14 protein-coding genes and 1 pseudogene are annotated in these 15571 nt (G+C 35.2%); 4 read left to right on the top strand and 11 right to left on the bottom strand.

Annotation, left to right across the window (positions count from 1 at the left end; all coding sequences use genetic code 11):
• The first annotated feature begins 7 nt into the window (after positions 1–7).
• Both PSR14_RS12855 and PSR14_RS12850 read left to right on the top strand, forming a co-directional pair.
• Positions 8–1453 (top strand): annotated as a pseudogene (locus PSR14_RS12855) (Mu transposase C-terminal domain-containing protein).
• The gene (locus PSR14_RS12850; protein ID WP_001032575.1) at positions 1446–2258 is read left to right on the top strand and encodes an AAA family ATPase; all 813 of its coding nucleotides are present in this window, start codon (positions 1446–1448) and stop codon (positions 2256–2258) included. Before PSR14_RS12855 ends, PSR14_RS12850 begins: the two are co-directional and overlap by 8 nt.
• Positions 2259–2463: 205 nt before the next feature.
• Here PSR14_RS12850 and PSR14_RS12845 read toward each other — a convergent pair whose 3' ends face one another.
• Entirely contained in the window at positions 2464–3240 is a 777-nt protein-coding gene (locus PSR14_RS12845; RefSeq protein WP_073541673.1) for a hypothetical protein, read from the bottom strand.
• Positions 3241–4431: 1191 nt separating this feature from the next.
• Here PSR14_RS12845 and PSR14_RS12840 point away from each other — a divergent pair.
• Positions 4432–5640, top strand: coding sequence for a protein kinase domain-containing protein (locus PSR14_RS12840; protein WP_073541672.1), 1209 nt, complete (start codon positions 4432–4434; stop codon positions 5638–5640).
• 232 nt (positions 5641–5872) lie between these two features.
• Here the strand turns inward: PSR14_RS12840 and PSR14_RS12835 are convergent, their stop codons facing one another.
• The 10 genes from PSR14_RS12835 to PSR14_RS12790 all read right to left on the bottom strand — a co-directional run bounded on the left by PSR14_RS12835 (position 5873) and on the right by PSR14_RS12790 (position 13767).
• Positions 5873–6028 (bottom strand): hypothetical protein, encoded by a 156-nt coding sequence (locus tag PSR14_RS12835; RefSeq protein WP_073541671.1) that lies wholly within the window; start codon positions 6026–6028, stop codon positions 5873–5875.
• Position 6029: 1 nt separating this feature from the next.
• Positions 6030–6149 carry a hypothetical protein gene (locus PSR14_RS12830; protein WP_239692564.1) on the bottom strand — a complete coding sequence of 40 codons (120 nt, stop codon included), beginning with the start codon at positions 6147–6149 and terminating at the stop codon, positions 6030–6032.
• A gap of 169 nt (positions 6150–6318) precedes the next feature.
• Entirely contained in the window at positions 6319–7320 is a 1002-nt protein-coding gene (gene tdcB, locus PSR14_RS12825) for a bifunctional threonine ammonia-lyase/L-serine ammonia-lyase TdcB (protein WP_073541670.1), read from the bottom strand.
• Between the two features lie 74 nt (positions 7321–7394).
• Positions 7395–8978, bottom strand: a complete 1584-nt coding sequence (locus PSR14_RS12820; RefSeq protein WP_073541669.1) for an aminotransferase class V-fold PLP-dependent enzyme — start codon at positions 8976–8978, stop codon at positions 7395–7397.
• Positions 8979–9048: 70 nt separating this feature from the next.
• Entirely contained in the window at positions 9049–9597 is a 549-nt protein-coding gene (gene plsY / locus PSR14_RS12815; protein WP_000610858.1) for a glycerol-3-phosphate 1-O-acyltransferase PlsY, read from the bottom strand.
• Between the two features lie 132 nt (positions 9598–9729).
• Positions 9730–10629 carry a BadF/BadG/BcrA/BcrD ATPase family protein gene (locus tag PSR14_RS12810; protein ID WP_073541668.1) on the bottom strand — a complete coding sequence of 300 codons (900 nt, stop codon included), beginning with the start codon at positions 10627–10629 and terminating at the stop codon, positions 9730–9732.
• Between the two features lie 20 nt (positions 10630–10649).
• Complete coding sequence (gene anmK, locus PSR14_RS12805; RefSeq protein ID WP_073541667.1) at positions 10650–11798, bottom strand: anhydro-N-acetylmuramic acid kinase AnmK; 1149 nt, start codon at positions 11796–11798, stop codon at positions 10650–10652.
• 22 nt (positions 11799–11820) lie between these two features.
• Positions 11821–12087 (bottom strand): hypothetical protein, encoded by a 267-nt coding sequence (locus PSR14_RS12800; RefSeq protein ID WP_073541666.1) that lies wholly within the window; start codon positions 12085–12087, stop codon positions 11821–11823.
• Positions 12088–12166: 79 nt separating this feature from the next.
• Positions 12167–13450, bottom strand: a complete 1284-nt coding sequence (locus PSR14_RS12795; protein ID WP_001032282.1) for a PTS sugar transporter subunit IIC — start codon at positions 13448–13450, stop codon at positions 12167–12169.
• Between the two features lie 11 nt (positions 13451–13461).
• Entirely contained in the window at positions 13462–13767 is a 306-nt protein-coding gene (locus PSR14_RS12790) for a PTS sugar transporter subunit IIB (protein ID WP_000865887.1), read from the bottom strand.
• A 227-nt stretch (positions 13768–13994) separates the two neighbouring features.
• Here PSR14_RS12790 and PSR14_RS12785 point away from each other — a divergent pair, with 227 nt between their 5' ends.
• Positions 13995–15554, top strand: a complete 1560-nt coding sequence (locus tag PSR14_RS12785; RefSeq protein WP_073541665.1) for a glycoside hydrolase family 10 protein — start codon at positions 13995–13997, stop codon at positions 15552–15554.
• Positions 15555–15571 lie beyond the last annotated feature (17 nt).

Below are 15571 nucleotides of genomic sequence, written 5' to 3'. Positions count from 1 at the left end.
GTTATTAATGCAAAATGAACATCCTCCATTAACGGCTTATTCAGAAGAACAACGTCGAGAAGCAATGGTAAAGTATAAAATCATTGCGCCTTATCTTACCGATGAGAAAACATTAACTGTTATTATAAAAGAAACCGGTATTGCCAAAAGAACGCTGCAATACTGGATTCAGGACTATAAACAAAATGGATTAAAAGGTTTAATTTGAAAAACAAGAAGTGATGCCGGCAAAACACATTTAGAGCCAGAAGTTGTCGTGTCGATCGAACAATTGATATTGAAGTACAAAAGGAATTCATTAACGTCTATTCATCGGATGATTTGTGAGCAATGTCAGAAAAAAGGCTGGGAAAAACCAAGTTATTATCAAGTGCATAAGGTATCACAGTCCCTTTTGCCAAGCCTGAAGAAGTTAGCGCATGATGGCCAAAAAGCATACAACAATCAATATGATTTAATTCATCGAAGAGAGGCAAGCTACCCCAATGAAATTTGGCAAGCAGACCATACCCCATTAGACATTATAGTTTTAAATGAAAAAGGAAAACCAGAAAGACCTTGGCTAACAATCATTTTAGATGATTATAGCCGAGCAGTCGCTGGATATTTCTTAACTTTTGAAAATCCCTCTGCTATACATACATCTTTGGTCTTACACCAAGCAATATGGAAAAAAAGCAATCCCGATTGGAAAATATGTGGGATTCCTGAAATATTTTATACAGACCATGGGAGTGACTTTACATCCAACCATTTAGAGCAAGTAGCAGTTGATTTAAAAATTAATCTAGTTTTTTCTACAGTTGGTGTTCCAAGAGGGCGTGGGAAAATAGAGAGATTCTTTTTAACCATTAATCAATTGTTTCTGCAAGATTTACCCGGTTATTTGGGAAATCAGACTAGCACTTCACTTCTTACCATTAAAGAATTAGATGAAAAATTATCAAATTTCATTATAAGTAACTATCACCATAGGGTTCACAGTACAACAAAAAAAGAACCGATACAGGCGTGGAATAATTCTGGATTTCTTCCCAATATGCCTGAGAGTTTGGAAAGTCTTGATTTATTATTGCTAAATGTAGCGAAACCAAGGAAGGTTCATTCTGACGGGATTCACTTCCAAGGACTTAGATATATAGACACAAATCTAGCTGCATACATTGGAGAAACTGTCATTATTCGTTATAATCCAAGAGACATTGCGGAGATTCGAGTGTTTTATCAAGATAAATACTTATGTACGGCTATTTCCCCTGAAATCTCCGATTATACAGTAGATTTAAAAGAGATTGTTTCAGCACGAAATAAAATACGGAGAAGTCTAAAAAAGCAACTCGATTCTGGAAAAACTGTTGTAGAAGAAATTGCCTTGTCAAAGAAAAAGGATCTAGAGAACAAAATAAATGAACCTACCAAAAAGTCAAAGTTAAAGAGGTATTTCAATGAATAAAGGTCAAAAATTTATTGAAACAAAAGAATATAAGCGATTTGCCGAGTTTTGTGATGCATGTATCAAATATAAATATATAGGCATTTGTTATGGATTACCGGGTGTAGGAAAAACATTGTCCTCAAGGTATTATGCAAATTGGGATTCCATTGAAAAACAAATAGCTTATAAAACAGCAAATGAAATTGGCCAAGATGCAGATGAAAAAATACTTGAGGCTAGGACAATTTTTTATACAGCTCCAGCTGTACGAGCCACTAAAATGACTGACGAGATTCATACTATTGGAATTAGAATGAACATGGTAAGAACTATGTATAAAGTACTTACTAAGGGAGAAGAAGAAAAGTACTCCACTGACGCTTATGAAGATATCGACCTGATTATTGTTGATGAAATAGATCGCCTAAAAGTACAAAATTTAGAACAACTTAGGGATATCTACGATCGAAATGATATAGCGATGATATTAATTGGAATGCCTGGCATTGAAAAGCGATTAGCTCGATACCCTCAACTCTACTCTAGAATTGGATTTGCCCATGAATTTGATAAACTTAGTAAAGATGAAACCCATCATATTTTGGAATATAAATGGAGAGAGTTAGGACTTTCTATAAAGCTTGAGGACTTTTCCGATTATGAGGCAATAACTAGCATAATAAAGATTACTGGAGGGAACTTTAGGCTCATACAGAGACTGTTCACTCAAATTGAAAGAATACTCGAAATTAATAAGCTTGAAACAATAACAACAGAAGTTGTTGAAGCCGCACGAGATAGTTTAGTAATCGGAATCAAGTAAATAAAAACGCTATCGTTTTATATGATGATAGCGTTTTTATATTTACTTATAATGCAAAATATTACTTAAAACAAGCGCAAAATAACTCCAAAAGTGACACACACTGGCAAAAAGGTGTCAAAACCTTTAAAGTTATGAATCCGATATTTAAAGGTGTTATTAAAAAAATATAAAAACACCGTCCATAAAGACGATGTTTTCATAATCAATGACACATGCGCATACAAATAAGCTTATGCTCCTCTAACTCTGAAATCAGTATTGAATAAAATATTTGACCTGTCTTTTTATTAGTACACTTCTTATATTCCATCTGTCCATCTCTTATAAGTTCCCGAATTCTGAAAGGGCGATAAACCACAATATAATCTACCAAACTTTTATTCACTGGACAATAATATAACCAAACAAAATATGAAAGACCATCAAGCTTATACCACTCACATGCATACTTATTGCTTGGATATGTTACCGATATTGTGACCGTTCTTGCAAAACGCGGGTCATGTTTTGTCACACGCTCTTGAATAAGGAGGTGATCTCCACAGTCGTGTTCATAATCTACCGCATCTTCATCCGGTTTAACGTCAATTTCAAGGTCTGCCGCCAAATCTCTGTCCATTACCAAATCTTGTTCACCATTTTCCGGGTTATTAACCCGTATATGATATTCTCTACCTTTAAAAAGGCGAGGATATACAACTTGCATTGCCAATTCTTTACCGTTTTTATTTATTTCCATATTACTTTCACTGTATTTTTTTAAAAACTTTTTAATTTTCTTACGTCTAGGGTGGTTTATTTCTTTAATGATCCCACCTAATTTATCTCGTACTATTATTTTATTCCCGCAGTCTACTACTTTTATTTCCTGCTCTTTGATACGACCATTCAAAGGGCACGCGTATTCTCCTACGTCTTCTCCAAAAATTCTTAACATTGCACCTGTTACCCATGATTCTAGATTTACTTCTTCTTCCATTTTGATAAGCCTCCTTTTGATTAGCAAAAAAGGCCCTAGCCAAAAGGAGGAGCTCGCAGGGCTCCAATCTTTTGGTTAGGAGCCCTCTCGCTCGTTATTTACTATGTTATTGTTTATAATATATGTAAGACTTAATTTCATATGACTACACATTAATTTTTTTATCGGTCAATTAACCACAAATTTCTTATTTTTATAAAATCACTGAGAATGAAGACGTTCCCCTGAGTTTCACCGCCCCTTCTCCCTCAGCAAGCTCCGCTGATGAATACCCCCATAGGTTCATCTTTCTTGTTGCCGACATTTAGATAACTACTACAGTAGTCACCTTAGTTTCCACCTAACTATATACGCCACAGTCCGTCCAATCCAACGGGCATAGAAAAACCCTACTTTGTCAAGACCTGTCCAATTTTTTATCAGATGGTTCATGCCGACCATATCGCCATTGATAGCCCGATAGAGCATATCTACAGCTTTATCCACAGTACTTTTAGTATTCATTCACGTGCATATTCAGCTTATGCAGTATCCTTTTCCTTGGAATCTTCACCACGTACCGCGCCCATACAAGATACCGTATGTTCTTCGGTAATTGTTTAATTGTTTAATTGCCTGATCCAGCACAATCTTATTCAGTCGTTCATCACTTTTCCCATCCTGCGCATTAGGATCCGTAAAGCTAGATGCTGCGTCTGGGAACCGGTCACCTATAGCAAGCGATTCGTAATTCTCCAGCCATAGTCGTATTGTCTTCTTTGAAACATAGCCATCAATTCTGGTCATCTCCGAATCTCGAAACACGTGCCACGCTCCTGTTTGTCTCATAACCATGTTGCAACGACTTTCCAGCTAGGAGACACAGTTCTCCAGCATATACATTACCCTACTTTGTCTCGATATTCACTTCACGTAATTGGTTCGTGGCTACAAATTCATTTACCCCATAACCCACAACATGGAGACTCCAGGTGAGCTTCCCCGTAACCACTCCTTCTTGTACCGTAAAACGAAACATCTACCCCATCAATTTGTAAATTACAAATTTCTTCAGACGTCACGTTCCTCCCTCGCTTCCCCTACCTGTAAAAAAACACACTAAACTTCTCACAATCTGTAAATTTATATAACTAAAATATGCATTTTTTGTTATGATTATATAAAAATATTCATTAGGAGGAATTCACAGTTATGGCTAGTCCAACCGAAGAACGCTTAGCAGAGTACCTACAGGATCGTGTAGACAGTTATTTAGAATATTATGGGTACACTCTAAATAAAAGAATTTTGAAGTTTTATTCAGATATTCCGACTCCCTTGAATCAACTTTTTACTTTTTTTCATGGTAGCTTTAATGGCTTATTAGAATTTTTTAACACTAAATTACAACAAGGCCGACATTATAACGCTGATGAAAGCCGAACGTTATATACTTTAATATCTGATTTAAAAACTATACAGGACAATTTAATTGATACGCCATTCGATTTTGAACTAGACTCTTACTACAGTGAATTCTTTGAACGTTGTAAAATGTTTTTACAAACTAGCGGCGGTACTCAAATTCCCCATTACATCCAGCGTGTTGATATACAAGAAATCCGTCCTATTTTCACATTAAAAGCAGGATTAACAATCAAAAGATCTGACGGTATATTAACATTTCCTATAGAGGAAATCGGTTCAGGTTCTTACGCGACTGTTTATAAATTTACAGATCCATTATATGATAAAGAGTTTGCTTACAAAAAAGCACATACTACCTTAAAAACGGAAGAGAAAGTGCGCTTTTATAGGGAATTCGAGATAATGAAAGATTTAAAATCACCTTTTATTCTCGAAGTTTATACCCTAAATAAAGAGCAGAATTATTACGTAATGGAATATGCTGATGAAACTCTTGAAAAGTATATCGAACGACACCCGGGTCTTGAAAACGCAGATGAGAAACTTATATTTATTCGTCAAATTTGCAAAGCATTTCAACAAATAAATAGTAAAGGTATTCTTCATAGAGACATTTCACCCAATAATATACTCATAAAACATTTTGATAGTACAAAGATAACCAAAGTTGCCGACTTCGGCTTGGTGAAAATTCCAGAAAGTCAGCTTACACGTTTTCCTACAGACCCTAAAGGCTCCTTCAATGATCCGCAGCTATGGTACATCGGATTTAAAAATTATGAAATGCGTCATGAAACATACGCGTTAACAAGACTAATTTATTACATGTTTACAGGTAGAATCGACGCTGGGGTGTTTTATAATCCTGCTTTTGAAAAATTCTTCAAAAAAGGGATTAATTTCGAAACCGCTCACAGGTACTCTACTATACAAGAATTAGCGACAGACTTTTTTAATAACGTTGTACCATCACTAAAAGAATTTGGTATTTAGTTAATCCCTTTCTTCGCTAAAAAATGTTTATTACTATCTGTAAGCCGATAGTAATAAACATACTTATCATCTTTCGTGACTTGCTCCAGGAGACCTAACTGAGAGAGTTGTCCCAGCCACGTATTAAACTACGTAGCCGGGTTTTCTCCTCCTGCCTGGTGCATAGCCCGTAAGATTGCTTTGGAACCTTTCACTCTATACCACGTGATTTTACGAGTTCTAGTGCTTGTTGCTACGTAAAACCTTCCGAAACAAGTGCATCGAAACGTGCTTTATATAACTTAGACATTTCACGCAGTATACGCATTTGCATTGGAAATGACTTTACAAAGTTGTCCAAAATCATTTCCAGCTTGATATTTGTATATTGCTCATTTGCTTCGCTCATCTTATCGCCCCTTCAAATGTGCTTCGATTTCCGCTAAGACTTGGTCAACGCCTTGAGGACTAAGCACGAGTTTCCCTCCGGCTAATTCAATATTTTCGTAGCATAATAGACTCACCACCATCTACGAAAATTTCCATTAGATCCTTTTATCTGAATACCTAATGTACGGCGCAATTCATTAAACATCAAATACTGCAAGTGTATTGCTACTTACAGTAAACAGTAGACAAAAAAGAAGAGCTAAGATCATTTCTCTTAGCTCCTCGTTCATAAAACTATTCTTTAAAATACTATTTCACTTCATTAGCCACAAAAAACTGCTCACAAACACTCGAAATACGCTGTAAATCTACGTTCCCACCAGATATAACCGCTACTACTTTTTTTCCCTTAATATATGTATCCACTTTCCCTGCAAGTAGAGCAGCAGTAGCTAATGCGCCTGCACCTTCTACAACAGCTTTCCCGCGTTGTAATAAGTCTTTCATCGCTAATTCCAGCTCTTTTTCTGATACTGTTACAATATCATCTACTAATTCTTTTACAACTTCAAAAGTTAAATTGCCTGGTATTTTTACCGCGCAACCATCTGCTATCGTAGGTGCCTCATAATGTTCTATAATTGTACCTTTGTCATAAGATGCCTTCATCCCATGAACATTTTCTGCTTGGACACCAATTATATGAATCGACGGATTAAAAGATTTTAATGCGACAGCAATTCCAGAAATAATTCCTCCTCCACCAATTGGTACAATGACCGTATCAACATCCCACATATCATCAAGAATATCTAATCCTATTGTACCTTGACCAGCCATTACTTCTACATCGTCATATGGATGTAAGTATGTTTCACCTGTTTCCCTAATAATCTCCTCACATTTTGCCTTCGCATCATCAAAGGTTTCACCATGTAAAACTACTTCAGATCCATATCCTTTAGTCGCATCAACTTTCGCCTGCGGTGCAGAAATCGGCATAACGATTTTACTCTTAATACCAAGTAAATGAGCAGATAAAGCAATTCCTTGCGCATGATTACCAGCAGAACAAGCAATTACTCCTCTTTCTTTTTCTTGATCTGTAAGCTGTGACATTTTGTTAAACGCACCACGGAATTTAAACGAACCTGTTAATTGCATATTTTCTAATTTCAAGTGAATTTCTCCACCTGTTTTACTAGTCAAATAAAATGATTTTACTAATGGCGTTTTACGAACATTTCTGTCCAAAATAGTTTGAGCTTTTTTAATATCGTCTATATGCAATGGTAGTTTTTTAGTTATCATACTAACACCTCTTCCAATGTTCTCTTCCTAAGTTTTCGTAAGTCGCAGCTCCTTTATTCGAAATGAAAAAGTCTTTATATATGTACCCCACTCTGTAATACATACATCTGCAAACAATTCAACATCCTCTTCATATCACGTTCTTTATAATGATTTAAGCATGCAATTTGGATCCAATTATTCTTTCGTAAATACGCTGATTCATAATGAACAATATATCCTTGTAACGCTAACGCATCACCGACCGCTTTAGAAGAAAGACCTCCATTTAATTGAATCGTAAGTATAATTGGCGCGGCATATTCTTTAGGTGAAACAAGTTTTAACCCTATACTAGTAATAGCTTCTTCCATATAATCATATGTCTCTTTAATTTTTACAAATGCTTTTTCATCTTCAAATCTCTTCAACGCTTCTTGCAAAGCATTAATTAAATTCCATGAATGGGAATATGGAATACTTTCATTTTCTTCGTACATACCAATATCCATATAGGCTGGTAATGTCTCGTTTACTTTCACATTATGATTATGAAAAATGAAAGATAATCCAGTCAACGATTTAATTGCCTTTCCGCTCACGCCACTCGCAAAATATACATCCTTTAAATCTATCGGTATCGCTCCAATTGAGCTAATACAATCTACACATAGTTTCACTTTATACTTTTCACATAAAACATTTAGCTCGTCTAAATCATTTAACATTCCAGTTGATGTTTCGTGGTGAACAAACCAAAGCCATTCATAATGTCCAGCTCCCATTATTTTTTCCAATTCTGTATAAATAAACGGTTCTCCCATTTCTTTTTTATACGTATCAAAATGTAACTCTGCACGTGTTGCATGCCCGACTAATCTATTACCAAATTCCCCATTTGTTAATACGAGCCCCTTTCCTTTTAAAGAACGTAACTGTAAAGCAATGGCATCATTCGCTAATGTCCCTGTTCCTAACATGATTTGCACACGTTTTGCTTTTGTCATTTGAAGTAATCGTTTCTTTACATTATCCATAGTCACTTGAAATGACTTAGAACGGTGTGAAATAGGCTTAGTAGAAAATGCCTTTCGAACATTCTCTTCAATATCTACTGGGCCGGGTAAAAACGTATACTCTTTCGTCATAATTCCCCCAACACTCGATGCTTCAAACATAGCAGGGGTAACATACATAGGCTGGAATGCTGCTGCTTCTGTACCAACTAACGAATGGAAAGATTTGAATCCCATTTGCTCATATAAAGGTAGTTCACGTGTTGTTGCAGAAATGAGTGCCAATTCATATCCATTTAGAAGTAAATAACGATGTAAAAAGCGAATTAAACCTAATAACACTCTTCCATTTCGATATTCACTTTCTACTGAAAGTAAACGAATTTCATATACGTTTTCTCCATGTTCTTGCAAATAAAAATCTAGATTTGAAATTTTATAATCTAACGAGAATGGTCGTTTTCCTCGCAACGCAACCATACCTACTAACTTATCGTCATCTAAACAAATTAAATATGTATTTTCTTCATGAAAACAATCTATACGAACACGATCTTTCGTTTCTTCATGTTGCGGAATTTCTTCTACAAATGTTTTATAATTCAATTTATGTATACTTTCAAATTCCCAAACTTGATCAGCAACTTTATAAATTAACCCCATGCCCTATCTCCTTTATCTATTTAATAAAAAATGATAAGTGGAGATTAACCCCACTTATTAAATGTTTATTTCATTCGCGATTTACATATAAAATAAGTACAATGATGAGTGCACTTAAAATAGTCGTAACAATTGAGTAAGAATACAAAATCATGCAAAGTGGTAAACAAGCAATTGTAATTAGTCCTGGCTTCGTAAATCCTTTAAAGATTAAATAAAATATAATGAAAACTGCAACGAGGGTAAGCGCTATCAAATAATCAAATGCGATTAGTCCTCCGATAAATGTTGAAATACCTTTACCGCCCTTACCTTTAAATAAAACTGGATAAATATGTCCAATTATTACAGCCAATAATGTTAGCATTACAAATGTAGAATCTTCAAAAAGGTATTTTGCAATAGAAACTACGATTGCCCCTTTGATCGCATCGCCTAAAAATGTAGCGACGAAATACCCTTTTCCATACACACGGCCCATGTTTCTTGCACCAGGATTACCACTTCCTTCATCCCGAATATCAACGTTATGTCTCCATTTCGTTACTATATAAGCAGTCAATATGTTTCCAAATAAATAAGAAGCCACCAAATACAAAAATTGCATACTATTAATCATATAATCATTCACTTTCTACGTAGGAGTACTTATACAATATTCAAGAACAATGTATATTGTACGTTTCTATCCGCATCCCTTTATACATTTTAACATCATATATTTACAAATCATACAAAAATTCTCATACAGCTATTTTTTAAAATATATATTTTTCATTAAATAATATGTTCCTTTCACTGCTGATTGTGATTGTGATATAAATGTAACTTTTCCTATGCTTTTCTCACAGCATTTCTTAAATTCATCATATATTTCAGGAACGAAACGCAATATGCTGCCACTTACTGCAATGGAAGCTGATAAATCAAACTGCATCTTGTTATAAACATCTATTGTAATCCTTGCTAATTCCTTTCCAGCTTGCATCATAATTTCATGTGCAGCATCATTCCCATTTCTAGCTTCCCGAATAACTAATGGTGTGATTGCTGCAACTTTATCTTTTGCAGATCTATAAACTAGACTTTTTATATGAGACGATGTCAAAAGTTGAAACTCATCTTGAATTCTTAAGCTTAATGGACAAAGTCTAACTCCTTGATCCAATTGATTTACCATTCTCTTTAAAGCTTGTAATGCAATCCAATATCCGCTTCCTTCATCTCCTAAAATATGTCCCCATCCACCGCTATACTCATGTACTTCTCCTTTTCTCCCTAGACAAATCGCACCTGTGCCACCAATCGTTAAAATTCCATCCTTTCCTTCTAAAGCGGCTGCATGTGCTATCATTGCGTCATTAAAAACTTCAATTTGTATTCCGTACTTCTGTTTTAGACGTAATGTTAATTCATTTATATTTGCTCCGCTTATACCTGCTAATCCTAAACAAATACAAACACAATGCTCTTTCACTACACTTATCTGGCAATGATCAATCGCTTCCATAATATGCACAAGAGCTTCTTCAAAATCTATTAATATGTTTCCAAATCCACTAGTAGCTCTTACAAGTTCATTTCCGTCTTTATCAAATGCAATTGCTTCTGTCTTCGTTCCCCCGCCATCTATTCCAATCATATACTTCATATACGTTCTCCTCATTTTCTTCATATTGAAGGGTACGTTACATTCCCTAAAACTACAGATTTCTTTGCACCTGTTGCACTCGGCACATTACTCGGATTACGATGATACGTTTCGTTTGCTAAAATGGCAAAGGCGATTGCTTCTTTCGCCTCTGAAGAATAGCCTATATCTTCTTGAATGAATATTGTACATTTTTCATCCTTCAATCCATACCGTATCATTTCAACAAGTGTGTTATTATAACTGCCGCCACCGCCTAAAATTACCTCATCAATTTCATAATACGGCAGAATAAACTCCTTATAATGATGAACAATTGAACTTGCTGTAAACATCGTGACAGTCGTTAATATATTTTCTTTACTATACTTTTCATACCGCTTCAATAACTGACTTACAAACTCTTCACCAAACTGTTCTCTACCTGTTGATTTCGGTGGATTCATTTTCAAAAATGAATGATTCATACAATATGTCAAAATTTCTTCTACAACTACCCCTTGTTTTGCAATGTTACCATTTTGATCATATGGCAACTGAAATAACCTTTGACATACTTCATCAATTATCATATTACCCGGACCAGTATCAAAAGCTATAACGTTCTGATCACTTTTTTGACTTGGTATTACGGTAACATTACCAATCCCGCCGATATTTTGTAGTAGTCTATTTTTAGTTGGATGACGATATAAAATAATCTCTGAATATGGTACAAGTGGTGCACCTTGTCCTCCTGCTGCCATGTCCATCGTTCGGAAATTTGAGATAACCGTCGTGTTCGTGTCATATGCTATTACTGCAGGCTCCCCAATTTGTAATGTGGAAGCTATCATATTCCCTTCTGGCTTTGGCTGATGGTAAATCGTTTGTCCGTGAGAACCTATCAAATCTAATTGTTCCAAAGAAAAATTGGCCTCTTTACAAACTTCTTTTACAGCGTTGGCGAAACATAAACCTAACTTAAAATTCAAACTACATATGAGTTGGACATTTGAATTTTCTATTGATAATGCTTGTTGTATTTCACTTTTTATATCATTACGAAATGGAACTGTAGTAAAATGGATGAGTTTAACCTTAGAATCTACACCACTCCCTTCTATACGAACGAGCGCTACATCTATTCCATCTAATGAAGTACCGGACATTACCCCTGCAATATACATAACATGCATGACCTCCTATTTACTAAAAAGCAATCATGTAAGTTACAAATGTACAACCGATTGAAAACAATATAAATCTAAAAAACAACTGAGCTTTCGATGCAAACGATCCATCAATGAAAGAAACAACTACTGTAAGCAAAATGCTTGCCGCAATGCTTGTAACAAGCCATATACTATGCATTTGTGATAGATGTAGCATTCTTAATAAAGGCACAAAAAGTAAATTCGCACATATCACTCCAAATAATAATAAAAATACACCTTTATAACTAAATTTTATATTCATTCCATTTCATCCTCTCTGGACTTCATGTGAAAGAAGTGATAGGCAAAATACCTATCACTCATAAATTAAAGCATAAAGATTATGGATTAACAGATTCGCCTTCACCACTCTTCTCAATTTCAAGCATATTTTTGTCGTACATTTTAAAGAATGGTAAATATATAAGGAACGATATTGCTATATTTATAAAAACTAATACAATCGCACGCCAATCCCCACCTGTTGCTAAATAAGCACCAATTGGAGCAGGTAATGTCCATGGCGGCATAATATGCGTTGGTGTTACAAATCCCATTGCAGTTGCAGAATATGCAACAGTTGCCGTTACAAGTGGTGTAATGATAAATGGGATAATTAAAATTGGATTTAGTACAATCGGTAATCCGAATATGACTGGCTCATTTATATTAAAAATACCCGGAACAATACAAGTTCTTGATAATGCTTTCGAATATTTTGATCGACCAAATACAATCATAGCTAATACAAGCCCTAATGTCGCACCAGAACCGCCAATCCATATAAACCATTGATATAACGGCTCTGGTGAAATAAATGGCAACTGATCTGCTCCACTAGCAACTGCTTCTCCATTTTTCCCTAGATATACTTCCCATAATGGCCGAGCAACAGTTCCAACAACCGACACACCATGGATTCCGAATGACCAAAAAAACGTAATTAAAAACACTGGAATCATTACACCGAAGTAACTATCGCCAGCTTTTACTAATGGTGCTGCTAGTTTATCAACAACATGGTGTAAATCAATGCTAAAAACGACAGTTACTAGACTCATAATAATAATAACGAATGCAGCAGGTATAAGTGCTTCAAACGAACGCGATACTGACGGCGGTACTTGTTCTGGCATTTTAATCATTACATTTTTCTTCTTACAAAACCTTAAAATCTCTACGGATAAAATAGAAACAATCATCGTCACGAATAATCCATGACCTCCAAGATTTGTCATCGGAAGCATAAATCCTTTTTTATCAATTAATTCAGGAGTTAATGTTAATAGCAGTGAACATACTGCAAGCTGTGCTCCTGATAAAGCATCTAGTTTATAACTTTTCGCCAAATTATATCCTATTCCAAATGCTATATATAAAGACATAATAAACATCGTTAACCGATATGGTATTAATATACTTGTTTGATTTTTTAATGCCCAAACGGATATGAAACTATCTTTCGGTAAAGGTGGAAATGCTACGATTAAAAAGAAACTTCCTACGATGATAAATGGTAATGCTGAAATCACTCCATCACGGATTGCTTGTAAATGTCTCTGTTCAGAAAGTCTTGCCATCGGTCCAGATAAGTTTTTATCGAGAAACGTGACAAACTTATTCATAACGGTTCCCCCTAACGAATTAAATCATTTACAGTCTTTAATAAAGTCGGTCCACCAAGAGGTGTATATGCTTGCGGCGGTATAATACCACACGGGATAGATTCCTCTTCTGCGAATTTTTTAACAGAATCAAATCGATGTCTAACTTGAGGTGCAACCATTACAACGTCCCAGCCATTCTTTACTTCTTCCTCTACCTCATTTGTTCCAATCGCATGCACTTCCATGTTCATACCCTTTTTCTCCGCCTCCTTTTTTAAAGCGTTTACAACAATTGCGCTGGACATTCCTCCAGAACAAACGAACAAAACCTTCATTTATGAATCCTCCTATACTTATAATTTATTCCCCTTCAAATGAAAGGAAGTTTCACTTTACTAACAAGCATATGAAGTAGTAAATGAATTTAGTTATACTGAAAGTAAATTTCATTAAAAATATTTTTCCTATTAAATTAATGTTTCAATATACAATTTTCTCTATTGCAAGGCCAACCTTGCCTCGTATATTATCTTAGATAATCATATGATAAGGAGGCGTATACATGATCGTTAAACGTTTATTTATGATATGTTGCATCGTCATCTTGTTCATCCCTTTCTCTTTCATTTCCCCTCACTTTACTTATGCTGAAGTAACTACTACGTACAAAAAACACGAATTACGTGCTGTATGGATCGCATCTGTTCTTAATATTGATTGGCCCTCAAAAACTGGCTTACCAATTGAAAATCAAAAACAAGAATTTATTAAATTATTAGACGATGTAAAAAACACTGGTATGAATGCAGTCATTGTACAAATAAAACCAACTGCTGATGCTTTCTATCCTTCAAATTACGGTCCTTGGTCTGAATACATTACGGGCACACAAGGAAAAGATCCTGGTTATGACCCACTCGCATTTATGGTCGATGAAGCACATAAAAGAAATATAGAATTTCACGCATGGATTAACCCATACCGAATAACGATGAATCACACTGATATAAATCGATTATCAAATAATCACCCTGCAAAACAACACCCCGATTGGATTGTACCTTATGGCGGGAAGTTATATTACAATCCCGGTATTCCAGAAGTGAAAAAATTTATAACTGAAGGTGCTTTAGAAATCGTGCAAAATTATGACATTGATGCGCTGCATATGGATGATTATTTTTATCCATATAAAGTAGCAGGTGAACAATTCCCCGATCAAAAAACGTACGAAACGTATAATAACGGTAGATTTACAAATATAGAAGATTGGCGACGTAACAATGTAAATGAACTTGTAAAAGATTTAAATACTGCTATAAAACAAGAAAAATCATACGTAAAGTTTGGCATAAGTCCGTTCGGCGTATGGCGAAATATAGCTGACGATCCAACTGGCTCTAACACAACTGCAGGTCAAAGAAACTATGATGACCTTTACGCTGATGCACGTGAGTGGATACAAAAAGGTTACATTGACTACATCACACCGCAAATATATTGGAATATAGGTTTCACTCCTGCTGCGTATGACATATTAGTAGATTGGTGGGTAAAAGAAACAAATAATAAACCGATCCACCTATACATCGGTCAGGCGGCCTATAAAATTAATAATAATTCTGTCCCAGCTTGGTCTGATCCAGAAGAATACCCAAGACAAATTGAATTAAATCGGTTATATCCTGAAATAAAAGGTAGTATGCATTTTAGCTTGAAAGATATTAATAACAATCCACTAGGAATTAAAGATAGACTCTCAAAAGACATATATAAATATCCTGCATTAATCCCCTCTATGCCTTGGCTTGATCATGATCCACCAAAACAACCGACTTTAAAAGGTGCTATTCCAAGAGATGAAGGTATTGCTGTAGGTATCATTGATAATAGAGAGAATGATTCTGCTTATTACGCTATTTACCGCGTGAATGGAAAAAGTGAAGTGAATATAGAAAATCCGAAAAATTTACTTACTACTGTAAGAAAGACAAAGCCTGGAGAAATTTATTTAGATAAAACCGTTATTTCTGGAGAAACATATACGTATGTAGTAACTGCAGTTGATCGATTGCATAATGAAAGTGTTGCTTCTAGTCATACTACCGTTAAAGCAAAATAACAACTAATAAAAAAAAC

The organism is Bacillus sp. A01H (assembly GCF_045277205.1).
In the GTDB taxonomy this organism is placed as follows: domain Bacteria; phylum Bacillota; class Bacilli; order Bacillales; family Bacillaceae_G; genus Bacillus_A; species Bacillus_A paranthracis.
Note: the sequence above shows the minus strand (reverse complement) of the source record. Positions and strands in the feature narration are given on the sequence as shown.